The sequence below is a fragment of the Iodobacter arcticus genome (genome assembly GCF_042664895.1).
Classification (GTDB): Bacteria; Pseudomonadota; Gammaproteobacteria; order Burkholderiales; family Chitinibacteraceae; genus Iodobacter; species Iodobacter arcticus.
On the sequence record NZ_JBHTBQ010000001.1, the window covers coordinates 129358 to 155375 of the forward strand.

A 26018-nucleotide genomic window follows, 5' to 3' on the forward strand; every position below is an offset into this window, starting at 1 on the left:
TTTATTCCTTGATCGGCAGGGCTAAGCGCTAAAGCAGCTTGCCCATAAAGCGATCATCGTTATGTTTACCCATATTGCATATAAGCTATTTAATTTACCTGTTGCGTAAGATACACGCAGGCAATCTAATAAGATTTATTGAGCCGAAATCACCCCGCCATCGATAGTCTGCGCCTTGTTTGTTACACCCACTTGAAGCACCGGTGTAGTGCCCGAGCTGATTTTTTCTATGCCATTAGAGATCACTGCGCCAGCCGAGGTCGATGCGTTAATCCCTACAGATACCGAATACTCCTGGCCGCTAAGTTGATGTGTTTCAACCTGGCCGATATCCACTTTGCCCGCGGCGGATTCAACTTTAGCGCCTGTCAAAACCGATTTACCGGCCACATCCAGCGTTACACCTTGCTTGCCGCTGATGCCTGATTCGGTTTTTACAAAATCACTGGCGCTATGCTTAACGGCTAAATCAAGCGATGGGGTAATCGATGAGCCTTCTTTATCATTACCAAGTAAAGCATCTTTAATCCCATTACCTGCTTTACGCGCCAGCCCATCTACTTTGCCACCCTCAGATGGGCCGCTAGTGAGTTGCTCTGGCAGGGTTACGCTGCCGCCGTCTTTGGCAGAAAAGCTCACCGCTTGGGTGGTGTCGGTTTTTAAGCCTTTGTTAAAGGCCAAGCTTTCATATTTGTCTGCTACTTTATCCGCTGCCTTATTGACTGCGCCGGTGGCTTTGTCTTTTACGGTATCGCCAAGTCCACCTAATTTATCGGCAACCAGGCCATTTTTGCCCTGATGTTTTTCAGCATTCAGGCCAAGGCTTATATCTACCTTTGTGCTGTGATCACGATCTTGCTGGCTACTAACGATTAAATCACCGCCCACTTTGCCGCTCACTGCATCGGCCTTGATATTGCCGCCCTGAATACTCACATCTTTGCCGCTATTGATGCTGACCTTGCCCGCTTCGATATTGGCATTTTGGTGTTGCAAGATATCTTGCTTATCCACGCCTACCGCAACTTTAGCGTTAAAGCCGTAAGTGTCTTTGCCCTCATCCAGCTTACCCTTGCTGTCTTTATTAAAAGACTGGCTCGCTTTTGCACCGCCGCCAATGGCCACATTCCAGTTATTACTCTCTTTGCTAGATTGGGCAGATTGAATGTTGATGCCACCATTGGCTGCATCCAGTGCCACGTTTTCTGCTTTAACTTGCGTGCCAGTTAGGCTTACCGCGTCTTTAGCAGCGGCTCCGGCGCTGATCACTACATTGCCCGTACTATTAATGCTGCCTGCAGTTTGGCTATGGGCCGATTCATTGACCTTGCCGATATTAAAATCGGCAGCAAAGTTCACATTGCCAGAAGATTTTTCGCTGCTTTCACTAGAGCCGCCGCCTGCGCTGATATTGCCGCCTACAGAAGATCCGGTTTTGCTGCTGCTATTGCTACCGGCTTGAAAATCAACCTTATTGGCAGCTTGCAGCGTGACATCGCCTGCGGCGTTTTGCTTACCAATTTGCGTGCCTTGCAGGGTAAGGTCTTTGCCAGATTTAACTTCTACGCCGCCCTTGCCATCTAGGCTAGCAACAACGGCTGTGCTGGCCTTACTTTCGCTGCTATTAATTTGCCCGCCCACACCTGCACCACCGCTGGCCGACTTGCTCACATTTACATTCAGTTTGGCGTTGCCATCAACGCTGTTGCTGCTGGCGCTTTGGCTATTGTTAGCCTGATCAAAGCGCACATCGCCACCTGCATTGATCACGGTTTTGCCTTCGCCTGCATTGATTTGGCTGCCTTGATAGCTGGCCTGATCTTGCACATTAATATTGATGCCTTGCTTGGCATTAATGCTGCCGGTGATGGCATCTGATTGGCTGGAGGCGGTGGTTTGATTGCCGCCCTTGCCGCTGGCATTTACATTTACGTCTTTACCGGTTTCGGTATAAACCCGCGCATCAGCTTGGCCCTGCACGGTGTTTTGTGTGGACGATTGCGTATTGGCTGCGGCGCTTAAATCATGGCTGCCCGCTTGGATATTGACGGAGCCATCCGCCTTGTATTGCGTGGCTTGATCGTTCAGTGCGCCCTTGGTATTGATGCTGATATCTTTGCCGCTGATCTGGCTGACAATCGCCTTGCTGCTGTCACTGCTGCCTTGGCTATTGCCCGCTTTAACTTGCACATCGATCCCTACATTAGGTGCTCCCACTTTTCCTGCTGTAGAGGCGATGGCAAGGGTGTCGCTTACTTTGCCGGTGATCAGCCCAGTGACCGCTTTTTCAACCGGGCGGGTGATTTTGCTGTAATCCACGTTGGCACCAATATCCACACTCCAGTTACTACTCTTGGTGTCGGTATGGCTGGTATTGCTGGCGGCTTTGTTATCAATGCTGTCGGCTTTAAGTGCAACATTGCCGCCCGCTGCCAGCTGTGTACCTTCATTACTGATCTTGCCTGCATTGATATTTAAATCGCCCGCTGTTTTCACCGATGAGGTGTTGGCGGTGGATTTGTTGCTATCGGTTTGCTGGCTGCTTTGGCCTACTTCATAGCCGCTGCCTGCTTTATCAATGCCGCCGGTGTAGTAGAAGCCACCGCCGGTTACGGTGTTGCTGGTGCTGGATTTTTCAGTATCTTGCGAGGCGGTAATGGCTACATTCTTGCCGCTGATGTCTGCATTGCCTTTGGTGGTTTCAACGGTAGAGCCTTTAATGGCCACATCGTTGCCAGCGTTCACACTGACGCTGCCGCCACTGACTACCGAGCCGGTGTTGCTGGTTTTTTCGATATCGGTTTTGGTTTCGGTGTGCTCAATGCGCACGCCAGCGCGGTATTGTTTATCGCTTTGCTCTTTAGCGTAGCCTTTGACTTCTAGCTTGGTTTCCGTGCCTTTGCTGGTCTCGGTATTAGCGGCGCTGCTGATATCAACATTGCCTTTGGCAGCAAGGCTAAGCTGATCCTTGGCCTTGATATTGCTGCCAATCACTGCGATATCCTGAGCAGAAACGATGTTTAAATCTGCATCTGATTGCAAAGTAGATGCCTGATTGGTTTCAACGCTACTTTTGGTTTGATTAGAGCTACTGGTGATATTAAACACCGTGCCATTACGCTGATCGATGCTGGTTTTGCTTAAATCACGCGCGCTATCAATGATAACGCCGCCTGCTGTGGCTTGGGCATAAGCGCCTTGTTTGGCTTTAACGGTGCTGCCATTAACGCGAATACCTTTTTCGCCAATCAGGCTTAATTTGCCATCGCTATTAATATTGGAGCGCACATTAATGCTTTGCTCGGTGCCATTGTTTTTTTCGCCACCGCCGCCAATCCCGCCCCAATACTTTTGCTGGTTTTGAGTTTGGCTGCTATTGGCAATGCTCTGTGTGGCGATATTAAGCGTGCCTTTGGCTGCAATCTGGCTATCTGCCCCTGCATTAATTTGCGCGCCCGTGGCATCGATATTGCCTGCGGCATTAATAATCAGCGACTTACCACTTTGCAGTGCCGTGCTCACTAAGCGCTCGCTGCTGCTGCTATTGTCCCAGGAGCCGGTTTGCAGGCTGGCGCCGTCGTTTTTACGATTGCCCTTATCTGATTTGCTATCACGCTCTGTTAAGCCTGCCAGTGCGATATTGCCGCTGGCTGCCAGCTCTAGCTGATTTGCCGCCTGAATGCTGCTGCCTTTTAGATTGAGGTCGCCAGCGGTGGCGCTGATTTGAATATCGTTTCTGGCTTTGATCCGCGTGCCAATTTGCTGCTCTGTGCTGCTTGATTCGGCCTTGTTATACGCCCAGGAGTTTTTCCAGGCGTTATTGCTGCTGCTTTCACTATTGCTGAGTAATTGGCCGTCTAAATCAACTTTGGCTGCGCTAAGGTTTAGATTATTGCTATCGATATCTGTGGCGGCGAGCGATGCGGCATTGCTAGCCTTGATATTGATGTCATCGCCCTGAAGGCTGCTGCGCTCAATGCTGCTTTTGCTGCTGGCGGATTTTGTATCGGTTTCGCCGGTTTTCCAGATAAACCAGCTTTCATTATGGCTTTGGTCTTGCGTGTTTTTAGTACTGATCTTGCCACGGCTTTCGATATCTTGGGCGGCTAGGCTGATGGCTTGGCCCTTAAGCTGGGCGGCGCTCAGGCTAAGCTTGCCAGCGCTTTCAATATTAAGCGCTTCCTGCCCTTGAACTTGGCCGGTGATATTGACCCCAGCGCCCGCTGCGGTGCTAATCAAATTAACCCGCCCCGCCTGAATTGCACCAAGGTAATAGCTATCTAAAGAGCCGCTGACTGTTGGGGCTGCTGTGCTGGTGAGCATTTTGCCGCTGATGCTATCCACCGAATGATCGAAGGCTACGCTATTAAAGCCAGCGACTGCATTAATGGCTTTTTCTGCCTGCACATTGCCGCGCACATCAATACGCGGGGCAATTAAATCTAATACCTTCTCGCCGCGCGCGCCGCCTGTTTGTACCTGCAATAGATTATTATTTTTTGCAGCTTCTAATGACTGGATCTGGCCATCTTGCACATTGGCATTCCCCACCAGTAAAGAGGCGCGAGGGGTATTGATAAAGCCGCAGCCATCGCAAGTAATGCCATTGGGATTGGCTAATACATAATCGGCAGCCATACCAAAGATTTCTTGCTTACCTAATAGCAGCGAAGGATTGCGGCTGACTACTTCATTTAAAATCACTTTAGCGGCTTGATTGCCCAATTGGCTATTGGCGTTCAGCTGCCCTGCTAGTTGTGATTGGCCCGCAATAGTGGAGTTGTTTAAGACAGCACCGGCGGTGCCTACATTAAAGTCTTTAAATTGGTTATGCGATAAACCCGCTGCGCTAGGCGCAACAATATTCACCACGGCTGCGCCATTATTCGCGGTGCTAATTTGCGCCTGTTTGGCTGCATCGCCCCCCGCCACAATGCCGTTGGCAGATACATTCTCTGTAAGCACAAAAGCCATAATGAGTGCCGCAGAAATTTTGCCGCTGATAGAAAGATTAAAGTTCATTATTCGTACCTTTAGTTTGTTGAACAGAGTGCCAATCACCGCATGGTTTATCGCAGAAATACTTTTAAGTTATTATTAGCAAAGGCTAATACAGCCTTATAGGCCTTGCCTAATAAGGTATTCACACTAAGGGGCATTTTTTTCTGAAAATAGACAAAATAGCGGGAGATTAGGACTCATTCTTCTTTGTAAATACTGAGTCGCAGCAAACTTATGCTTCTTACAAATTTATTTTGTGAATATTGTAGATTGAGTTTTGGGAGGGGTAGGGCGGGTGAAACCCGCGGGCAATGTTGAAGAAGCTGCTGTGCAGGGTGGGCACTGTTCTATCGTGCCCACGCAGCCACATGGTGTGGACGCGTGGGCATAAAAACTTGCCCACCCACCATTTTTTAGAAAAATTGCTTTTCGGGAATATTTTTAACGATTGGGGCGTTAAGAAATTATGCCGGGTGATGAATAAGAAAAGCCGCTTTAAAACTGCCAGCTTAATCTGGAAATAATCTGGCCTTCTTCATTTTTAAATCCATTCGGCATATAGAGCGCGCGGTTGTATTCCAGATCAATATTAATATCCTGCATATTAAAGCTTAGGCCCAACGTGATTCCGGCCAGGCTTTGATAGCCCAGATTGGTTTGTAAAACGCGCCCGGCATCAAGGCCAATTCTTGGGCTTAAATAAGCGCCTGCTAGGGGCAGGCGGGTAGAGAGTGCATTGCGCCAATACCAGCCTGTATCCCCGGATAAAGAATTGCGCTTAAAGCCATGCACTGTCGATTGGCTGGCTAGCTCTAATTGCTCAATGGCGGGTAGGCGATCACGGCTGCCTTGCCAGCTCCAGCTGCTTTGCAGGCTAATGGCTTGCTCTGCGATAAAAAAATTTCGATATAGCTTGATCCCCAGCTTGGCCTTGGTGAATTCTGGCGTGGGCCAGTCGGCTACGGGCCGCTCCTGATCTGCACCAAACCAGGTGAGGCCTTTTTCTAGCGATGCATCTAGCACCCAGATGCCACTATCGCTGATCAACATTTGGTTAAAGCCCAGCTCCATCACAGTGAGTTTGGGGCTGCTGATATCCAGCCAGGCATCTTCAAAATAATTATCCGAGCGCTTATGGCTTAGCTGCACGCTGGCGGTACTGGTGGCGCGCTGGCTGCGGGCGAGCACTCGATCAAGCCGCACGCCGCTTTGGCTGGACTCCCCAGAAAGCTGCACGGCATAGATATTTAATTGCTGGGTGTTTAAATAGCGGGATTCACTGGCAAAGGCGCTCAGCGTCCAGTAGCCATAGGGCAGGGAGTAAAACAAAGAGCTGCTGCGGCTGTAGCGGGTATTGGGATTATCGGTGCTACTTTGGCTGGATACGCTAATAAAATCAGACGCCGCAAATGGGCTATCCCAAGATGCATTGATGCCAGCAATCCACTCGCCGGTTGATTCTTGCCCGCCATCATTGAGCGACACGCCGCCATGCCAAGGCTGGGATTCAGGATTGCGCAGCATGAGGATGGAGCCGCCCTGAGCCGCACCTGGCAAAATATCGACCGTGGCATGGTTGGATTGCAAGCGATTCGCCTGATCCAGCCCCTGATCGATATCTTTAATATTAAGCGGCTGGCCGATTACATCCGGAAATAAAGTGGCTGTGTTCAAGCGGCGATCGGCGCTTTGGATGGCTTCAACATGGCCTTCAACCGCCCTAAGTGTTAACACCCCGTCCGCATCCGGCCCCGATGCTAAAATGCGCGCGGCAATGTAGCCTTTTTGCACATAAAGCGTGGTGAGTGCCTGAATAAAGCGATTGATATCCTGATTGCTCAGGCATTCGGCATTGGGTAAACCCAGCGCATTGACCTCTGCATGGCTTAGCAGCTCTATTCCCGCCAGCTTTAGCCCTTTGATCGCTAGGCAATCAAATTCTTGCATGGTGGAGGCGGGATTGCTTGGCAAAGCGCTGTCGTCATTTTTAAGCTGACGCATGCGCTGATCGTTCACAATGCTGCGAAATCTATCCGCGTTTTCTTGCATCATGCGGCGGGAATGATCTTCCATCGATTGCTGCATGACGGGCAGATCCGGCTTCGTATCTGCTGCTGTGCTCGCAAAGCTAAGGCTGGCAAGGAGGGCGGAGAGAGTAGTGCGCTGAGTTTTAGTCAAGGGAGTTTATCTTCGCTAATTGATTCGTTTTCCTTTTTTAAATTAGGCAAGTTGTAAATGAATGTCTGTACTTCATAGTGCTTAGGGTCTGTTGACGATTCATTCACAATTGCGCTGAGCACTAACAAAGGCTTTCACAATGGGCGGGCATTGGCCGCTTAATGCTTTACGCTCTGGCTGAAACAGCGTGGCGACGAAAAATGGATGATTATCCAGCTCAATACCACGAATATCCCCAGCCTCATCAATGGCTGTGGCCCGTAGCGGGCCTGCGGTAAGCGCCGCCTGAAACTTGGGGTTTAGCCCATAGCGGCAGCGATAGCCCTCTAGCGATGGCAAGTCTTGATAAGCCTTCGCAAGTTTTGATCCGGCAATAAATCGCACACTCGCTGTTGCCTCGACCAAGCCGCATTCCAGCGGCGAAATCACCGCCCGCTGTGCATCAGGGGCCGTTTCTGCATGATCTGCATCGGCCCAGCCCAGTACATTTCTGGCGTATTCAATCACCGCATGTTGAAAGCCGCCGCAAGTGCCTAAAAACGGAATGTTTTGCTCGCGGGCGTAGCGAATCGCCAGCAAGGCACCATCGGTATTCTTATAAGGGCTGGCAGGCACGCACCACAGGCCATCAAATGTGCTGAGAATTTCAGTGCTGCTAATTTGCTCAGTAGGCAACCATATTGCCTGGATCTCAATATCTAAAGCCTGCGCCGCAAGCTCCAGCGCAAGGGGAATCGCCTGATGGGCAATGACTTCGGCATTAAAATCGCCAATTAAAGCAATGGATATTTTCATGGAGGGCCTGTGGTGGAGGGGGATGTTTTTGTAGGGCGGGTGAAACCCGCGAGCAGTGTTGAAACACGAAAAACGGCGGGTTGCACCCGCCCTACGATGATTCGATGCTTGTCATTACGAGGTGCTTTTCTCTCGCCCCACAACCCCGTCAATAAGCAAAAATTTACGGCGCAATATGGTTTTTATATAATTTATTGTATTCGGATTCACCAAAATACTTAATATATTCTTGCGTAGCAAAGGCATCCATGGTGCCGGATATATAATCGGTAATCAGGCGGGTTCTATTTTCCTTGCCTACGCGGTAGCGCAGCTCGGCAGGGAATAGTTGCAGGTCTGGATTATATTGCTCATCCGAATAAACCTGAAATAAACCACGAATAATATTCTCGCCGCGTTTCTCGTATTGCAGAATGCTTTTCTTTTTAAGAATCATTTTAGATAAAACATTCTTTAAGCCCGCCGCTAGCTTAGCGTGTTGGCGGTAGCCTATTTCTTCAACTCCATTATTATTCACCACTGCAATATCCTGGCAAAGGGTATGGATAATCGTTGAAGTAAGCTCTTTAATAAAGATATAAGAGTATTCTTCCGAGGTGCGCATTAAATAAGCATCCCCGGCTTCTTTTTGGCAGGCTTCAATAATGTCTTTAAACGTATCGTAAGCACTATTGTATTTTTCGTTAATTTTAAACGAGTACAGCAGCTCGCCCATATCTACCATATCGGCATTAATGGCGTCTTCCAAATCATGGGCGGCATAGGCGATTTCATCGGCAATATCCATGATTTGCGCGTCGATGCTTTTGATATCTTTAATATCGTGTTTATCTAACTGCTCTTTTAAGAAATGATAATTATCGTCGTAGAGAAATTTATTCGGGTTTTCTGCCGAAGTATGAAAGTACTTAATCGTGCCCCATATGGTGCGCAGGGTTAAATTTAGGCCGGAGTAATGAATACTTTTGGTTTCTAAGTTGTGCACTATTCTAAATGCCTGCGCATTGCCCTCGTAGCCGCCTACTTCTTTAGAGAGCGAATGCAAAATTCGCTCGCCATGATGGCCAAATGGCGGGTTGCCAATATCATGAATCAGCGCGCAGGTTTCGGTAACGGCTGGGTACTTTAGGCCTAAATCCATGGCAATGCTGCGGGCAATTTGGGCTACTTCTAAGCTATGCGTTAGGCGGTTGCGGCTAAATTTGGTGTTGTTTACGCTAAGCAGCTGCATTTTGCCTTGCAGACGGCGGAAGGAGGAGCTGTATAAAACGCGGGCGTAATCGCGCATATAGTTATCACGGTCTCTGCCGCCTATGCTTTTTTCGGCGTGGAAGCGGTAGGCTAATTTTTCGGCTTCATTTTCTTTATGCTGCGCAAATTCTATGGTTTGGGCTGAGTACATGGTGATCCTTAAGTGCTGCAATCTCAGGCTGAATGTCAGCTGGGATGTTTGAATTTGTAGGGCTGTGTTTGTTTAGCTAAAAACCAATCCCATCATGGTACGGCCAAGCAATGACAAGCATTAAATCATCGTAGGGCGGGTGCAACCCGCGTATTTTTTAGCATCGCTCGCGGGTTGCACCCCATACGCGCTAACCAAAGTCAAAAAGATCTTTTTAGTGCCTTCGGCACGTTGATTTAGGTGCGGCACCCTCGCGGAGCATAAGTATCTGCACAAGTTTGATGTGTTCCCCCCTTTGAAAAAGGGGGGCTAGGGGGGATTTAGTACGGCATATCATTACTAAAAGATAGCAGCTAATTCAAAAGCAAATCCCCCTCAATCCCCCTTTAACAAAGGGGGAAGCTACAGCTGAAGCACCGCCTAATTATCCCCGTGGGGACTACCTTTCTTAAACGGCCAGAAATACTAGTAAGCAAAGAAGGCTGCCCCGACCAGTACGAAGGCCCCTCATCTGCGGACATCTAATATTCTCAGATTACACAATCCTTCCCCTGCCTTAAAGCACACTCAGCTTAGCTGATTCATTCAACCGCCTGTGTACCTTTATCTCTGCCTGCCTGTGTCTTTGATTCGATTGCGGGTGCAAGTATAAAGTGGCTTTTGCTGATTGGATTTGCGCCATGTCCGCCAAGCCTGTTAAAGCCTTGCCTATACAATTTTATCCGCGCCTGACTAAGGGGCGGTTTAATAATTGGCGGGTATTGATGATTATTATTACCCAGTTGATTTTCTTTGGCTTGCCGTGGGTGCATTGGCAGGGGCAGCAGGCGGTTTGGTTTGATCTGGCGCGGCAGCAGTTTTTTGTGTTTGGGATAAATTTTTGGCCGCAGGATTTTATCTATTTAATGGCGCTGATGATGGCGGGGGCGTTTGCGCTATTTTTTTGGAGCACGCTTTCTGGGCGGATTTGGTGTGGCTATGCCTGTCCGCAAACCGTATATTCCACCATTATGCTGTGGATAGATCGCCTGACTGAAGGCTCGCATACACAGCGGGCTAAGCTGGATGCCGCGCCGTGGTCGGTGAAAAAAGTGCTGCGCAAATCCAGCAAGCACGCGCTGATGTTGCTGTTTTGTTTTTGGACTGGCTTTAGTTTTGTGGGCTATTTTAGCCCGATCCGCGATATGGCAGGCGCTTTGCCTACGCTGTCTTTTGGGCCTATCGAATGGCTATGGATTTTTAGCTATGGCAGCTTTACCTATGTGCTGGCGGGTTTGCTGCGTGAGCAGGTGTGTAAGCATATGTGCCCCTATGCACGTTTCCAAAGTGCGATGTTTGATCAGCAAACCTTGGTGGTGGCTTACGATGCAGTACGGGGAGAGCCGCGTGGTGCTCAGCATAAAGCCACCGCACCGCAGGGTGATTGTGTGAATTGCAATATCTGTGTGCAGGTTTGCCCGGTGGGTATTGATATCCGCCAAGGCCTGCAATACGAGTGCATAGGCTGTGCCGCCTGTATTGATGCCTGTGATGTAGTGATGGATAAAATCGAAAAACCACGCGGTCTGATTCGTTTTACCAATGAGCAAAATATGCAAAAGCCCGGCGCGGTGGGCTTAAGCTGGCAACATCTGCTGCGGCCAAGAGCGGCACTTTATGGCCTAGCCGTGGTACTTGTATTGGCGATTGCCAGTGTCTCGCTGATGCAGCGCCAGCCGCTCAAGCTGGATATCGCAAGGGACAGAAACATCCTTGCGCGTGAAACCAACCGTGGCTGGCTGGAAAACAGCTACACCCTGCAACTGGGCAATAGCTCGGCCAGCGAGCAGCATTTAGAGCTAACGGTAGAGGGCCTGCCCGGCGTAGAGATCTATAGCGACGAGCCAGTGATTGCCCTGCCCGCAGGCAGTAACCGGCAGATTACCGTAAGGCTAGAAGTCGCCCAATCCACTGGCAGCGTGCCGATTGTCTTCACCGCCAAAAGCCGCAACCACCCCGCGTGGAAAGTCAGCGCACAAAGCAGTTTTCTGGCGGTAAAGTGAAGCCGGAATTACCTATGCTTTACACTATGGCTGAGCGGCCTGTCAGGCCGCAATCCAGCCCTGAGTGTATGAGCAAATTTCAGCAATTAATCGACTTCTTTACTCTTGCCATCGACAGGGGGGATTACCAGCTTGGGGACAAGCTGCCCTCCTTGCGCTCGGTTTGCCAAACGCACCAAGTCAGTATGACCACCGCCAAAAAAGCCTTCTACGAGCTAGAGCGTCTGGCCTATGTTGAGGCCGAGCCGCGTGCGGCATTCAGAGTGATTGTGGCGGGACAGGGTAGAAAGGTCGATGCGCTGGCCGCTGGCGAGTTTGATCCACTCTGCCTTTTAGAGAACGTTGCCGCGCCATGGGGCTCGCCCTTTATCAATGCCGAGCTACTCGATACCCGTGCCCTGAATCGTGAATTAATGCGGGCCATGGCGTCTTATCCGCAAGCGCTTAATCATCAGCCCATGTTGGGTTTTGACCAGCTGCGCCGCCAGATCGCCCGCATGTATCACAGCGAAGGCGTGCATCTGCATTGGGAAAATCTGATCGTTACCTGTGGTGGCATGGAAGCCTTATCGCTAGCGATTCAAGCCGTAGTGCAAGGCATTAGTAAGCCCTGCCTTGCCGTAGTCACGCCTGCATTCCCCGGCGTGCTTAGCCTGATTCGTCAGCTAGGAATCAGCGTGGTCGAAGTCGCCTCCGAGCCTAATTTAGATTTGCCCGCCCTTGGGGCGCTATTACAAGAGCAAGCCATTACCGCCTTGCTGGTGATGCCCAATTTTCAGCACCCCAGCGGGCGCTGCATGCCCGAGGCAGATAAACAAGCGCTGCTCGATTTAGCCTATCAGCACCAGCTAGCCATTATCGAAGACGATACTTACCGCGCCCTGCACTTTAGCGGGCAAGCCCCCCTGCCGCTTAAAGCCTACGACAGGCTGGGCCTTGTGCTGCATTGCTGCTCATTCAGCAAAACCATCGCCCCCGGTTATCGGGTCGGCTGGATAGAGCCAGGCCGCTGGAGCGATCGCATCCGCGCCCTTAAGTTTTGCAGCTCACTCAGCTCGCCACTCCCCAGCCAACTGGCGCTGGCCGCCTTACTCGCGGGCGATTTACACACCCGCAGCATCGCCAAACTACGCGCCGAATTACAAAAACGCACTGACGCCATGCGCACCGACATCCTCGCCTGTTTTCCCGCTGGCACCCATGTAGAAATCCCCGCCGGCGGCTACCTGCTATGGATCACCCTGCCGCAAGCCATCGACCTAAGCGCCCTATTAAAAAAAGCCCTAACCCAAGGAATCCACTTCGCCCCCGGCTGGCTCTGCTACCCCCAAGGCGGGCCGCTGTGTAAGCAAATGCGCTTGAATGCTAGTTTTTATTTGGGGCAAAGGCAGGAGCTGGGGTGGTTGGGGGAGGGGGTAGTGGGTTGAAGAATTTATTTTTATATTTTGTATGTTTTTTGTAAAAAAATTGTATGTATTTGTTTTGTTATTGTAAGCATTTGTGCTTTACTTAGCTGTTGCTACATAAAGTCTAAAATAGGTTAACCCTTATTTTTGGAGGATTTATGCACCCAGATCACATTCCGTATGCCAAATATATGACGCGATCACGGTTAGAGAAATCTATTAACTCACTTCTTGGAATCGTAGAAGGCATTGCGATTGATAGTTCAATTAATGCCTCAGAGTTGTCTTTTTTAGATCTCTGGTTGAGTGAACACTCTGATCTAAGAGGGCGTCATCCATATACGGAATTGATTCCTGTTATCCAAGCTGCAATTGTGGATGGAGTTCTAGCGAAAGATGAACATGACGATATTGTTTGGCTTTGTGAAAAATTGTGCTCAACTGAGTTTTTTAATAAGACAACGGCTGATCTTCAGCGTTTACACGCAATCTTAGCTGGTGTTGTTGCTGATGAAATCATATCGGAGGCTGAACTTTATGGTTTATCAGCATGGCTTCAAGAGCATGAACATCTTCGAACCTGTTGGCCATATGATGAAATTGATAGTCTAATTATTGAAGTGATGCGAGATAAAAAAATTGATGAGGAAGAGCAAGTTTTGCTTAGGTGCTTTTTCTCAGAGTTTATTGCAATAATGGATGATAGGGCAATAAAGTTTCCTATTGTTATAGAGAATCAAAGTGTTGTAGGTTTATGTGCAGTTTGCCCTGAGATTAAATTTGATGGAGCAAATTTTTGCTTTACTGGAGCATCTTCTCAATATAAACGCGCTTCTCTTATTGCAATTGTAGAAAGGCTTGGAGGAAAGGTTGCATCGTCATTAACAAAGGAAGTGCAGTATTTAATAATTGGTGCTAATGGCAACCCATTCTGGGCATATGCCTGTTATGGTCGAAAAGTAGAGAAGGCGGTTGAATTACGCAAGCAAGGTGTGCGAATCTTGCTTGTTCACGAAAATGATTTTCATGATGCTGTAGCTGATGAGGGTTAATGCACCTATTGAATATTTTAATATTGCTATATCTAGCCATGTAGCTTGGGTTAGAAGGTTTATTGCGTAACCTAATGGCTTTTCAATATTATTTTTATTTAAAAAAATAATATTGTAGAGCGCCAATAAACGAAGTGCATTGCACCGTTTTGTACGAAAAAGCGGTGGGTTACGCCAAAGGTAAAGCGCTTTTGTCTAACCCACCCTACGAAAGGCATGTGATATTTGTTTTTTATGCGTTTTATTAAATGAATTATTAACCGAAATAATTGCTCTGGGCTTTCATGCTATTGGTGTTGTGGCTTGGCTTTGTTATTTTTGCCATAGTAGAAAGTAAAAGCCACACGGTACATAAGTATCTACATAAGTTTGATGTGTTCCCCCCTTTGAAAAAGGGGGGCTAGGGGGGGATTTTGCATTGCATCTCTTTACAAAAAAGCACCAAGCCAAGGCAAATCCCCCTCAATCCCCCTTTACAAAGGGGGAAGCTGTAGCTCTGAAGTGACGCCTAAAGTTGTGTAGATACTTATGCCCCGCGGGGATACCGCAGCAAAATCAATCTGCCGAAGGCACTAAATAAAGAAGTTGCCCAGCTGCAGGTCGAGGCAGGCCTTAAACGCAAGCTCCACCTCCTCCCCAAACTGGCATCAAAAGTCAGTTTCAGGCAGACTGCCTCTTATATTCTTGATTCCCCCGAAGTGATCCCTGCGTGAACAAATACAGCCAGATTTTTGCCGATATCGTTGCGGATATTGATAATCAGCGTTTGCAAAAGGGCGAGAAGATTCCTTCTGAATCTGAGCTGATGCAAAGCTATGCGGCAAGCAGAGGTACGGTGCGTAAGGCGGTGGATCAGTTGCAGGAGCGTGGCTATGTGCAAAAAATTCACGGCAAGGGGGTGTTTGTTTTAAAGCCGGGCAATATCGAGTTTCAACTCAGCGGTATTGTCAGCTTTAAAGAATCTTACGAGCGCTTGGGGCGGGCGGTGACGACGCAGATTGCTGATTTGCAATCGATTGCTGCCGATCGATCTCTGGCTAAGCTCTTGCAAGTGCCGGAAAAAACCGAGCTGGTGCGTATTAAGCGGGTGCGCAATATCGATGGCGAAAATGTGATTCTGGATATTAATTATTTTGTGGCCGAGCTAATCCCTGGCCTTACGCCGCAAATTGCGCAGAATTCGATTTATGAATATATAGAGAAGGTGCTTAAGCTCAATATCTGCTATGCCCAGCGTGTATTTGAAGCCCAGCCCTGTATAGATGACGATCGCCGCTATCTGGATTTAAACGGCATGGATCATGTGATTGTGGTGAAAAACCATACTCATTTATACGATGGCCGTCAGTTTGAATACACCGAATCCCGGCACAGGCTAGATAAATTCTTTTTCTCTGATATTGCACGGCGTTAATTTCTACCGTCTGTCGGTTTTACTTTAGTCCTTATTGGGTGTTTGTAGGCGGCTTACTCGGCGAGCCTCTATTTTTTATTTTATGCCCTGAATGGCCCTGTTTTCCTCAGTTTGCTGAGTGAGTACAGGGCCATTTTTTTACCTGCTTGTGGCCTATTTTCTTCTTTTGTATTGGGTTTGCATTAGGCTAAGTACTTATCCTTGGAATTAAACTACTCGTACATACGAGTATTGACACAACTCGTCTGTACGAGTTAATTTGCGTCACTGTGAATATTACACAAAGAGGCAGATAGATGAGCTACGACTACCGGCAGATTGCACAGCAGATCCTTGATTCAATAGGTGGGGCAGAGAATATCGAGCAAGCGGCGCACTGTATTACGCGGCTGCGGATTGCTTTAAAAGACGAGGGCAAAATCAATCATGAGGCGCTAAAGGCGGTTGAGCTGGTGAAAGGCCAGTTCAGCAATGGCGGCGTGTTTCAGATTGTGATTGGCTCGGGCGATGTGGATCGGGTTTATGCGCAGCTGATTGATCTGGCCGGTAGAAGCGCGGCTACCGTGGCCGATGTAAAAGGCAGCGGCGACAATAAGCTCAACCCTTTGCAGCGCTTGGTAAAGATTTTCTCTGATGTGTTTATGCCGATTCTGCCCGCGATTATTGTCGCTGGCCTGTTGATGGGGATAAACAATCTGCTCGGCGCTAAGGATATGTTTATCCCCGGCAAAAGTTTGCTGGATGCGTATCCGGGCCTGAGTGGCCTGTGGCAGCTGATTAATATGATGGCCAATACCTCTTTTGTATTCCTGCCTGCCTTGGTGGGCTGGTCGGCGGCCAAGCGTTTTGGCGGCAGCGAGGTGCTGGGTATTGTGCTGGGTCTTTTGCTGGTTCACCCCGATTTACTCAATGCATGGAATTACGGCAAGGCTGCAGCGGGGCTAGATGGCCAAGCGATTCCTTATTTCGATATTTTGGGCCTATTTAAGGTTGAGCGCGTGGGCTACCAAGGGCAGATCTTGCCTATCCTGGCGGCGACTTGGGTGATGAGTCAGGTAGAAATCTGGCTGAAAGCGCGTGTGCCAAATGCGATTCAACTGCTGGTGGTGCCGATTACTACGATTGTGATCAGCGGCGTGCTGGCTTTGGCGATAATCGGGCCGGTGGCGCGTGGCCTCGGTGTGTTGATTACCCAAGGCTTGGTGCAGGTTTTTGAAGTGGCCCCAGTGCTGGGTGCTGCTATTTTTGGTGCGCTGTATGCGCCACTGGTGATTACTGGCATGCACCATATGTTTATTGCGGTGGATTTGCAGCTGATTACCAGCCACGGCGGTACTTTTATCTGGCCGATTATTGCGCTATCTAATATTGCGCAAGGCAGCGCGGCGCTGGCGATGTTTTGCATTGCAAAAAGCGCCACCGAAAAAAGCATGGCGTCTACTTCGGCAATCTCTGCGTTCTCCGGCATTACCGAGCCTGCCATGTTTGGGGTGAATCTACGCTTTAAATATCCTTTCTACGCTGCGTTGATTGGCTCAGCCTGCGCTTCGGTGTTGATTACCCTAAACCACGTATTAGCTTCCGCCATTGGTGTGGGCGGCTTACCGGCGTTTATCTCGATTGTGCCGGTGCATATTCCGGTATTCCTGCTCGGCACCTTAGTCGCCGTCATTGTGCCCTTTACGCTGACATGGCTGTTTGCCAAGCGCGCATCGTGGAAAGGCCAAGCGGCGTTGGCGGGGCAGTCGGTTTAAATAGTGGGTGGATTTTGGGGGGAGGTTTGTGGGGTGAATAAATGGCGCACTGCGCTTTGCGGGTGGCCTACTACCGCCACCCGCAAAGCTTCGAGTGCGCCCTACGGTGGTTTTGAAGACGTGTACTCGAAGACAGGCAGGGCGTGCTCAAAGCGATATATGTAGGGCGTGCTCGAAGCGACAGGTGGGGCGTACTCGAAGCGAAGCGCAGTACGCCAACTCATCAACGTACCCAACTTCACCAACCCCATCCACCAAACAAGCATTCGCAGTATAAGCAGGGAGTTTTTAGATGCAGCAAGACTGGCAATCATCGGTGGTTTATCAAATTTATCCTAAAAGCTTTAGCAGCCATCATGGCAGGGCGACGGGCGATATTTTAGGGATTGTGGATAGGCTGGATTATTTGCAGTGGCTGGGCGTAGATTATTTGTGGCTGACGCCGATTTACGCCTCACCGCAAAAAGACAATGGCTACGATGTTAGCGATTACTACGCGATTGATCCGGCTTACGGCAGTATGGCCGATTTTGATTTGTTGCTGAGCGAGGCCAAGGTGCGGGGCTTACGCATCATGCTGGATATCGTGGTGAACCATACGTCAGTGCAGCATGCTTGGTTTCAAGAGGCTTTAAAGGGACGTGATAACCCTTTCCGTGATTTCTATATCTGGCGCGATCAGCCCAATAATTGGCAATCCAAATTTGGCGGCTCAGCGTGGGCGCTTGATCCGGCCAGCGGCCAGTATTACCTGCATTTATTTGATGAAAGCCAAGCCGATTTAAATTGGGAAAACCCAAAGCTGCGCCAAGCCGTATTTGAGATGATGCAGTTTTGGGCCGATAAAGGCGTGGCAGGCTTTCGTCTCGATGTGATTAATTTGATCTCCAAGCAGCAAGATTTTAGCGACGACGATAGCGATGGTCGCCGCTTTTATACTGATGGCCCACGCGTGCATGAATATCTGCAAGAAATGCATCGCAAGGTATTTGCTGGGCGAGATTTGCTGACCGTAGGCGAAATGTCATCGACCACTTTGCCTCACTGTATTCAATACTCGCGGCCAGATCGGCATGAATTATCCATGACGTTTAATTTTCACCATTTGAAAGTGGATTATCCGAATGGCGAGAAATGGGTGGCTGCGCCTTACGATTTTATCGAGCTAAAACGCATCTTGTCGGATTGGCAAAACGGTATGAATGAGGGTGGCGGTTGGAACGCTATTTTCTGGTGCAACCACGATCAACCGCGTGTGGTTTCGCGTTTTGGCGACGATGGCGAGTATCGGATTGAATCAGCCAAGATGCTGGCCACCACGCTGCACGGCCTGCAGGGCACGCCCTATATTTATCAGGGCGAGGAAATTGGCATGGCCAATCCGGCCTTCACCCAGATCAGCGATTACCGCGATGTGGAAACGCTAAATGCCTACCAAAACCTAAGCGCAGCGGGCGTGCCCGAGGCCGAAATCATGGCCGCGATTAAGCAAAAATCCCGCGATAATTCCCGCACGCCAATGCAGTGGAATGACAGCCTGAATGCAGGTTTCTCTAGCGCTGAGCCGTGGATCGGCATCGCCAGCCAGCCAGAGCAGGTGAATGTTGCTGCCGCAAGGGCAGATGCAGATTCAGTATTGCATCATTACCGCAAGCTGATCGCCCTGCGCAAAACATCGGCAGCGCTTAAGTACGGCGAATACCGCTGCCTGAGTGCTCAGGATCCGGCGGTTTGGGCCTATACCCGCAGCTTGCCAGATGAAATCTTGCTGGTGGTGAGTAATTTTACTGCTAGCAGGGCAGTGTTTTCATACGCAGGCATCCCCGCTGGCTGGTCGGCGGAGCGGGTATTGGCGAATTACGCCGATATTGGTACAGATTTTAGCCAGTTTAATTTACGGCCATTTGAATCCCTGATGGTGAGGTTTAGTCCTTCTTAGTATTTTTTAGGGGTGTTTTAGAGGTGGGTAGTTCGTTTGATTTTGTCAGCGAACTGTAGAGAATGCCAAATACCTCTGGCGCTCCTGCTTCCCCCTTTGTAAAAGGGGGGTCGATGGGGATTTGCCTTTGAATTGGCTTGCGTATTTTTGTAAAGGGATGCCGTACCAAATCCCCCTGCCCCCCTTTTTCAAAGGGGGAACAAGCAGATCAAACTTATGCGCGGGGGATTGCCGCAGCTAAACACTGTGCCGAAGGTACTAAAAAGATCTTTCTAGCTTTACGGTAACACGCACTGGGCAGCCTCCGCCGCCCAGTTTTAACACCACCCTCATTCCTGCCTTTAGGCAGTTTTGTCCCCTCCCAATGTGCAGGGCTAGGGACGTTTTGCTTGTTAGTTTGTTGTTAAAAATAAATAAGGAGTAGAGCGATGTCTCATTCAGCAATTAAAACAGCAATTAAAACCGCGCTGTTAAGTGGTGTTCTTATGGCGACGGCCATGCCCGCAATGGCATTCGAGTTTCATGGCTATGGCCGGATTGGCTCGGGGGCTTCAACAGGCTCTGGCGGTGCGCAAAGCTGTTTTCAGCTGGCGGGTGCGGAGACCAAATATCGCCTTGGTAATGAGTGCGAGTTATACGGCGAGCTTGAAATGAGCCACGATTTTTATAAAAGTGAGCAGGGCAGCACCTTTACCGTGGTGGGAATGGGCAGCCTTTATAACCGTAACGATAGATCGCCCACTTTTCAGCCTGATGATGGCAGCGCTCGAGCGCCACAGATTTACGCCAAATACAGCAATATCCCCGAGCTAAATGGCGCAACGCTGTGGGCGGGTCGCCGCTATTACAAGCGCCATGATGTGCATATCACTGACTTTTATTACTGGAATCCAAGCGGCACGGGGCTGGGGATTGAGGATTATAAAGTCGGCGATTTAAAGCTTAGCTACGCGTTTTCGCGTGAGGACAATATTTATCAGGCCGATTACGCCAATAAGCATGATTTTCAACTCGGCGGCATTGCAACGAATAAAGGCGGCGAAGTGGCGCTGGGTCTGAGTTATATCCAAGATGCAGGGCAGGTAAGCGGGGCTAATAGCGGCTGGTCGCTCACCGCGCAGCACGAGCAAAAGGGCTGGCTGGGTGGTACAAATAAATTCGCTATTCAGTATGGCGTTGGCCCCGGTACAGGTTTGGGCTACACCGGCTCCCTGCTGGCAAACCAAAGCAATAAGCGTTTTCGCATGGTCGAGTCTTTTGATTGGCAGGCTACGCCAGAATTCGGAGGCCAACTGACGGCTGTTTATCAGCGGGATCAAAGCGATGCAGGCAAGCAAACGTGGTGGTCGGCCGGTGCAAGGCCGGTTTACGCATTTAGCCAGAATTTCAAATTAGTGGGCGAGGTGGGCCATGATCGCGTTGAGGCTTTCGATGGGCAAACGCGCAATTTAAGCAAGCTGACCATCGCGCCAACGTTTACCTTAGATAAAGCATTTTGGAGCCGACCAGAGCTGCGTTTATTTTATACCTACGCTCGCTGGAATGAAGCCGCACAGAATGCGGCAAATAGCGGATCTGCGATGTCTAAGACAGGTACGTTTGGTGCAGATTTAAATGGCTCTACTTACGGCGTGCAGCTTGAATATTGGTGGTAAAGCGGTTTTATAAACTGAGGACCAAAAACAGGGGCGCTGAATGCGCCCCTGTTTGAGTTGCTATTTACAGCGATTTTTCAAACTGCTGTACCAGCTGATGTAGCTCGCCAGCAATTTGCGTGAGCTGCGATGCGGTCTGGCCTACACCTACAATTCGGCTGACATTTTTTTCGGTGAGCGCGTTTATCTTTTCCATGCTTTGCGCCACTTCTTCGGAGGCCGATGATTGCTGATCCAGCATCTCGGCCACATGGCGGGCCGATTGGTCTACGCCGTTGCTGGCCGCAGCAATGGCACCCAGCGTCATGGTGCAGGCATCAATTTGCGCCGTGCCATGATTGACCGATGCCACGGCTTCACGCATGGTGGCGAGGGCTTCGCTGGTGCGGGCTTCAACACTGCTGATGGTGCTGGCAATGCTTACTGTGCTGGCGCTGGTGCGCTCGGCCAGCTTGCGAACTTCATCGGCCACTACGGCAAAGCCACGGCCGGTTTCGCCTGCTCTGGCGGCTTCGATTGCGGCGTTAAGTGCGAGCAGATTGGTTTGGTCGGCAATTTCACGAATGGTTTTGGTCACTACGCTGATTTCACGCACCGCATCAGAAAGCTGGCCCAGCGTAACGCGTGCCTGATCAACCACGTTGACCACTTCTTGTGTGGCTTGCTGTGCTGCGCCCATTTCCTCTGCGCCACGTGTTGCAAGCTCATTGGCTTTGGCAGCATGGTCTGCGCTCAAGCGTGTAGCAAGGCTGATTTCACCCACGCTGGCTGCCATTTCTTCCAAGGCGGCGGCAACGGTGCTTACGCCATCTGATTGCTCTCTGCTGCGTTTGAGTAATTCTTCTGCACTCGTTGCTACGCCCTGCGCACGCTCGTCCACTCGATTACCGGCAAGCACTACATCGGCAATAATGGCACGCAAATTAATCCGCATCGATTCTAGCGCCACAAGCAGGTGGCTGAATTCCTTAGGCGCTTTGGCGTCTACATCAAAGCGAAAATTGCCTTCGCTTAGCTGCGAAAAGGCGTATTCGATTTGCTCAATAGGGCGGGTCATCGATTGGCTTAAATACCAGCCGCCAACGACAGCCGCTACTGCAGATACACCAAGTAGTGGCAGGGCAAAAGGAGATGCCAGAGCAGGAAGGGCAACTGCCGCTAGCACTAGCCAAATTCTGAGCTGCATTGAGCTTTGCTGTGGCCACTCGGTGGCGGGCAGTGTGGCTTGGCCAGCGTTCACTTTACTATATAGCGCTTCGGCCGCAGAGATTTGCGCCCTGCTCGGTGTGTTGCGCACCGACATATAGCCAATTTTCTGACCGTTTTCACGGATGGGCGTTACAAAGGCTTCTACCCAATAATGATCGCCATTTTTACAGCGGTTTTTAACAATGCCACGCCAAGGTAAATCTTTTTTTAATGTTTGCCACATATCTGCATAAGCACTGCTTGGCATAAATGGATGGCGCACCAGATTATGTGGCTCGCCCAGTAGCTCTGCGTCGTTAAAGCCTGCAATATCTTTAAAAGAAGAGTTGGCGTAGCTAATCCGGCCTTTTAAGTCTGTTTTGCTCACAATGGGGCGGCGTGGGTCTACGGCGACTTCGTGTTCGGTAATTGGTAAATTGCTGCGCATTACGGCATCCAATAGAGGGCTGGCTGAGGATAATCATGACGGGTCTTACCGGCTTGAATCAGATCACAATCGTTGCGCGCACTTAAAGCGGCTAAGCCATATGCAATGATTAGATATGATGCAAGGGTAGAATATTAGAGATTACTTCTAAATGGCATAGGCTGACAATGGATATAAGCCCTAAGCCTTATAGGGGTAATGGTGGATGTGTGATGGAGTGGCTAGAAATAACAGGCAATAAAAAACCCCAAGACCGAAGTCTTGAGGTTTTAATATTTGGTCGGGGCGGTGGGATTCGAACTCACGACCCTCTGCTCCCAAAGCAGATGCGCTACCGGGCTGCGCTACGCCCCGAATCTCTATCGCATTGCTGCGAAGAGGTGCGCATTATTACTGAGCTAGTACCGCTTGTCAACTGTTTCGATTAATCGAGGTATCGGCCAATATCAGTAGCGATTGTAGGTAGGGATTCATCGTCAATCCTGCCAAGCAATCTTTAGCCAGTTGCGCTTCTTGGGCAGCAACAGCACGTGCGTATTCTAAAGAGCCGCTGGCTTGTACTGCTGCGAGCACGGCTGGTAATTCATTACGGTTGGCGTGTTGCAAGGCGGTGCGAACAATCGTTGCTGCCTCTGCCGTGCCGTGGCTCATTACATGAATCAGTGGCAGGGTGGCTTTACCTTCTGCTAAATCATCGCCGAGGGTTTTGCCAATTTCGCTGGTTTTGCCAGAGTAATCTAATACATCGTCAATAATCTGGAAGGCGGTGCCTAAATGCATACCAAAGCGTGCCATGCGATCTTCGGTATCAGGATCACTTTCGGCAAGGATGGCACCAAGGCGGGCGGCTGCTTCAAATAATTTAGCTGTTTTGTAGCGAATGACTTTTAAATAAGCGGTTTCATCAATATCAACATTGCCGATATTCATTAGCTGTAGCACTTCGCCTTCGGCAATGATGTTGGTGGTATCGGCCAGCACTTGCATAATTCGCAAGGAACCGCAGCTCACCATCATCTGAAACGCGCGCGAGTATAAGAAGTCGCCAACTAAAACAGATGCGGCGTTGCCAAACAGCACATTGGCGGTATCGCGGCCACGGCGCAGATCGGATTCATCGACCACATCGTCGTGCAGTAGCGTCGAGGTATGAATAAACTCGATGACGCCAGCCAGCTCGCGGTGATGGGTGCCTTCATAGCCTAAGGCTTTCGCGGATAGCAGTACCATCATCGGACGCAGGCGTTTGCCGCCAGAGTTCACAATATATTCGGCGACTTGCCGCACTAGAATGACGTCAGAATAGAGGCGATCGCGAACCACTTGATCCACTGCCTGCATTTCTTCGCCGATAACTGATTTTACGAACGCCATTGCCACGCTTGTGCCCCGTACTGCTCGTGCATGAATTAATCGCGCATGTTAGCAGAAACTTCGACTCTTCGCTCTGCCCTAGCTATAGGAGATTGCCGCCATACCTCTGTGGCGCTCGTCGTCGCTGTGGGTAAGTACTTGACTTAATTAGTTGTTCAGCGTAGCATCGCGCGTTTCCCGATTCGGGAAGACGTTTTGCTGCTCGCGCTATTTATAATAGAGGGCGTGACAGGTAGTAAAGCGCAAGACCCAAACTCTCCAATGGAGCTTGTTATGTATGCAGTCGTAAAAACCGGGGGCAAGCAGTATAAAGTTGTCGTCGGCCAAAAACTTAAAGTAGAACAGATTACTGCAGACATCGACAGCCAGATCGTACTGAATGAAGTATTGATGGTGGCAGACGGTGAAGCAGTGGTGATTGGTGCCCCACTGGTAGCTGGTGCATCTATTTCCGCAACCGTGGTAACACACGGTCGTGGCGATAAGGTGACCATTTTTAAAATGCGTCGTCGTAAGCATTATCAGCGCCATCAAGGCCATCGTCAGAATTACACTGAATTGCGTATCGACGCGATTGTTAAGTAATTCCGCCTTTTCGTAATTCAGTAGGAGTGTTGCAACATGGCACACAAGAAAGCTGGCGGTAGTTCACGTAACGGCCGCGACTCACATTCAAAACGACTTGGTATTAAGGTTTACGGCGGCGAATTAATTCCTGCTGGTTCTATTATCGTGCGTCAGCGCGGTACAGAATTCCACCCAGGCGATAACGTTGGTATCGGCAAGGATCACACCTTGTTTGCGCTGAAAGATGGCTATGTAAAATATGCAGTGAAAGGCGCTCTGAAGCGTCGCACTGTAACCATCTTGCCTTACGTTGGTGAAGAAGTAGCTGCTTAATTTATTAAGCAATACTGGTATATTTTAAAGCCCTGTCCATCATGGATGGGGCTTTTTTTCTATCGGAAGTTTTGGTTCTGTTGCTTGTTGTTTTTTTGCCTACATTGGGCTAAACGTGACTAAAAAAATAACAAGCAACAGTGCCTTGCCCAAAACAAGCGGGCAGTCTTCTAAAGTATTTTGTTGGAGCTCTACGCATGAAATTTATTGATGAAGCAAAAATTGAAGCCATTGCCGGCAAGGGTGGTAGTGGTTCCGCAAGTATGCGCCGTGAGAAATTTATTCCTCGTGGTGGGCCGGACGGCGGCGATGGTGGCCGCGGTGGTAGCGTTTGGGCGGTTGCGGATGAAGACATCAATACATTGGTTGATTACCGTTTTGTAAAAAAATATAAAGCACGTGATGGTGAAAACGGTCGCGGTGCAGATTGTTACGGCAAGGGCGGCGATGATGTTGAATTGCGCATGCCAGTGGGCACATCGATTGTAGACGCTGAATCAGGCGAGCTCATTGCAGACTTAACCGAAAGCGGCCAGCGCGTTGTGATCGCCAAAGGCGGCAAGGGCGGTTTGGGTAATTTGCACTTTAAATCCTCTGTAAACCGCGCACCGCGCCAAACTGCGCCAAGCGAAGAAGGCGAGCGTCGTGAGCTGCGTTTAGAGCTTAAAGTACTGGCTGATATTGGTTTGCTGGGTATGCCAAATGCCGGTAAATCTACCTTTATTCGTGCTGTTTCTGCAGCTAAACCTAAGGTGGCTGATTATCCGTTTACCACTTTATTCCCAAACCTGGGCGTAGTGCGTATCGATGATAACCGCAGCTTTGTTGTGGCCGATATTCCGGGCTTGATCGAAGGCGCGGCTGAGGGGGCTGGTCTGGGCCATCGTTTCTTGAAGCACTTGCAACGTACCGGTATTTTGCTACACATCGTTGATTTGGCTCCGTTTGATGAATCGACCGATCCAGTGGCTGAAGCCTGCGCAATTGTTGAAGAGCTGCGTAAATACGACGAAGAGCTGCATAAAAAACCACGCTGGCTGGTGCTCAATAAGCTGGATATGATTCCGGAAGAAGAGCGGAGCGAACGTGTGGCTAACTTCTTAAAAGCCTATGGCTGGGAAGCTGGGAGTCATGATGCCTATGAAGCGTTTGATCCAATGCAGCCGCGCTTGTTTACTATTTCTGGTTTAACAGGCGAAGGTTGTCGCGATCTCACTTACGCGATCATGGATTACCTAGAAGCCGCGCGTATTTACACGCGTAATCAAGACAAAATTCGTGCTGAACAATTAGAAATCGCTCGTGAAGCTGCGGCTGTTGCAAAAGCGGCGGCTGATGCGGTAAAAGAAGCCGCCAAAGAAGCTGCAAAAGTTGCCGCTACACAGGAAGATTTACTGGCTTCTGACGATAGCGCTAGCGCGTAATTAGATTTAATACTCCGTTAAGGATCCGGTTCGTATTAACTTCCCT

General features: G+C 49.7%; 16 protein-coding genes and 1 tRNA gene. 10 read left to right on the forward strand and 7 right to left on the reverse strand.

Features of this window, described 5'->3' with window-relative positions; all coding sequences use genetic code 11:
- Positions 1-135: 135 nt before the first annotated feature.
- The 4 genes from ACFQNF_RS00590 to dgt all read right to left on the reverse strand — a co-directional run bounded on the left by ACFQNF_RS00590 (position 136) and on the right by dgt (position 9376).
- The gene (locus tag ACFQNF_RS00590; protein ID WP_380185327.1) at positions 136-5022 is read right to left on the reverse strand and encodes a hemagglutinin repeat-containing protein; all 4887 of its coding nucleotides are present in this window, start codon (positions 5020-5022) and stop codon (positions 136-138) included.
- Positions 5023-5496: 474 nt separating this feature from the next.
- A complete protein-coding gene (locus ACFQNF_RS00595; protein ID WP_380185328.1) occupies positions 5497-7179 on the reverse strand; it encodes a ShlB/FhaC/HecB family hemolysin secretion/activation protein in 1683 nt (560 codons plus the stop codon).
- A 99-nt stretch (positions 7180-7278) separates the two neighbouring features.
- Entirely contained in the window at positions 7279-7974 is a 696-nt protein-coding gene (locus ACFQNF_RS00600) for a CTP synthase C-terminal region-related (seleno)protein (protein WP_380185330.1), read from the reverse strand.
- A 163-nt stretch (positions 7975-8137) separates the two neighbouring features.
- Positions 8138-9376, reverse strand: coding sequence for a dGTP triphosphohydrolase (gene dgt, locus ACFQNF_RS00605; RefSeq protein ID WP_380185332.1), 1239 nt, complete (start codon positions 9374-9376; stop codon positions 8138-8140).
- Between the two features lie 680 nt (positions 9377-10056).
- On the opposite strand from dgt, the gene ccoG reads away from it, so the two are divergent.
- The 7 genes from ccoG to ACFQNF_RS00640 all read left to right on the forward strand — a co-directional run bounded on the left by ccoG (position 10057) and on the right by ACFQNF_RS00640 (position 20638).
- Complete coding sequence (ccoG, locus tag ACFQNF_RS00610) at positions 10057-11418, forward strand: cytochrome c oxidase accessory protein CcoG (protein WP_380185334.1); 1362 nt, start codon at positions 10057-10059, stop codon at positions 11416-11418.
- A gap of 14 nt (positions 11419-11432) precedes the next feature.
- Positions 11433-12845, forward strand: coding sequence for an aminotransferase-like domain-containing protein (locus ACFQNF_RS00615; RefSeq protein ID WP_380185336.1), 1413 nt, complete (start codon positions 11433-11435; stop codon positions 12843-12845).
- Between the two features lie 137 nt (positions 12846-12982).
- Complete coding sequence (locus ACFQNF_RS00620; RefSeq protein WP_380185338.1) at positions 12983-13876, forward strand: BRCT domain-containing protein; 894 nt, start codon at positions 12983-12985, stop codon at positions 13874-13876.
- Positions 13877-14585: 709 nt separating this feature from the next.
- A complete protein-coding gene (gene treR, locus ACFQNF_RS00625; protein WP_380185339.1) occupies positions 14586-15290 on the forward strand; it encodes a trehalose operon repressor in 705 nt (234 codons plus the stop codon).
- A 296-nt stretch (positions 15291-15586) separates the two neighbouring features.
- Entirely contained in the window at positions 15587-17044 is a 1458-nt protein-coding gene (gene treP / locus ACFQNF_RS00630; protein ID WP_380185340.1) for a PTS system trehalose-specific EIIBC component, read from the forward strand.
- 292 nt (positions 17045-17336) lie between these two features.
- Complete coding sequence (gene treC, locus ACFQNF_RS00635) at positions 17337-18983, forward strand: alpha,alpha-phosphotrehalase (protein ID WP_380185342.1); 1647 nt, start codon at positions 17337-17339, stop codon at positions 18981-18983.
- 428 nt (positions 18984-19411) lie between these two features.
- The gene (locus ACFQNF_RS00640; RefSeq protein WP_380185344.1) at positions 19412-20638 is read left to right on the forward strand and encodes a maltoporin; all 1227 of its coding nucleotides are present in this window, start codon (positions 19412-19414) and stop codon (positions 20636-20638) included.
- A gap of 64 nt (positions 20639-20702) precedes the next feature.
- Here the strand turns inward: ACFQNF_RS00640 and ACFQNF_RS00645 are convergent, their stop codons facing one another.
- The 3 genes from ACFQNF_RS00645 to ACFQNF_RS00655 all read right to left on the reverse strand — a co-directional run bounded on the left by ACFQNF_RS00645 (position 20703) and on the right by ACFQNF_RS00655 (position 23648).
- On the reverse strand, positions 20703-22274 hold the full coding sequence (locus tag ACFQNF_RS00645; RefSeq protein WP_380185346.1) for a methyl-accepting chemotaxis protein: 1572 nt from the start codon (positions 22272-22274) through the stop codon (positions 20703-20705).
- Positions 22275-22551: 277 nt separating this feature from the next.
- Positions 22552-22628: transfer RNA gene (locus ACFQNF_RS00650), tRNA-Pro, on the reverse strand.
- Between the two features lie 57 nt (positions 22629-22685).
- A complete protein-coding gene (locus tag ACFQNF_RS00655; RefSeq protein ID WP_380185348.1) occupies positions 22686-23648 on the reverse strand; it encodes a polyprenyl synthetase family protein in 963 nt (320 codons plus the stop codon).
- A gap of 273 nt (positions 23649-23921) precedes the next feature.
- Here ACFQNF_RS00655 and rplU point away from each other — a divergent pair, with 273 nt between their 5' ends.
- The 3 genes from rplU (at position 23922) to obgE (ending at position 25972) form a co-directional block, all read left to right on the forward strand.
- Positions 23922-24233 (forward strand): 50S ribosomal protein L21, encoded by a 312-nt coding sequence (gene rplU / locus ACFQNF_RS00660; protein WP_046351465.1) that lies wholly within the window; start codon positions 23922-23924, stop codon positions 24231-24233.
- Between the two features lie 36 nt (positions 24234-24269).
- Complete coding sequence (gene rpmA, locus ACFQNF_RS00665; RefSeq protein WP_125975387.1) at positions 24270-24548, forward strand: 50S ribosomal protein L27; 279 nt, start codon at positions 24270-24272, stop codon at positions 24546-24548.
- A gap of 197 nt (positions 24549-24745) precedes the next feature.
- Positions 24746-25972: a GTPase ObgE gene (gene obgE, locus ACFQNF_RS00670; protein ID WP_380185350.1), complete on the forward strand. Its 1227-nt coding sequence runs from the start codon at positions 24746-24748 to the stop codon at positions 25970-25972.
- Positions 25973-26018 lie beyond the last annotated feature (46 nt).

Coding starts and splice junctions, on each gene's coding strand:
- rplU (WP_046351465.1), top strand. CDS start 23,922: ATGTATGCAGTCGTAAAAACCGGGGGCAAGCAGTATAAAGTTGTCGTC.
- obgE (WP_380185350.1), top strand. CDS start 24,746: ATGAAATTTATTGATGAAGCAAAAATTGAAGCCATTGCCGGCAAGGGT.
- ACFQNF_RS00600 (WP_380185330.1), bottom strand. CDS start 7,974: ATGAAAATATCCATTGCTTTAATTGGCGATTTTAATGCCGAAGTCATT.
- treP (WP_380185340.1), top strand. CDS start 15,587: ATGAGCTACGACTACCGGCAGATTGCACAGCAGATCCTTGATTCAATA.
- ACFQNF_RS00645 (WP_380185346.1), bottom strand. CDS start 22,274: ATGCGCAGCAATTTACCAATTACCGAACACGAAGTCGCCGTAGACCCA.
- treC (WP_380185342.1), top strand. CDS start 17,337: ATGCAGCAAGACTGGCAATCATCGGTGGTTTATCAAATTTATCCTAAA.
- dgt (WP_380185332.1), bottom strand. CDS start 9,376: ATGTACTCAGCCCAAACCATAGAATTTGCGCAGCATAAAGAAAATGAA.
- ACFQNF_RS00640 (WP_380185344.1), top strand. CDS start 19,412: ATGTCTCATTCAGCAATTAAAACAGCAATTAAAACCGCGCTGTTAAGT.
- ACFQNF_RS00655 (WP_380185348.1), bottom strand. CDS start 23,648: ATGGCGTTCGTAAAATCAGTTATCGGCGAAGAAATGCAGGCAGTGGAT.
- rpmA (WP_125975387.1), top strand. CDS start 24,270: ATGGCACACAAGAAAGCTGGCGGTAGTTCACGTAACGGCCGCGACTCA.
- ACFQNF_RS00615 (WP_380185336.1), top strand. CDS start 11,433: ATGCTTTACACTATGGCTGAGCGGCCTGTCAGGCCGCAATCCAGCCCT.
- ACFQNF_RS00590 (WP_380185327.1), bottom strand. CDS start 5,022: ATGAACTTTAATCTTTCTATCAGCGGCAAAATTTCTGCGGCACTCATT.
- ccoG (WP_380185334.1), top strand. CDS start 10,057: ATGTCCGCCAAGCCTGTTAAAGCCTTGCCTATACAATTTTATCCGCGC.
- ACFQNF_RS00620 (WP_380185338.1), top strand. CDS start 12,983: ATGCACCCAGATCACATTCCGTATGCCAAATATATGACGCGATCACGG.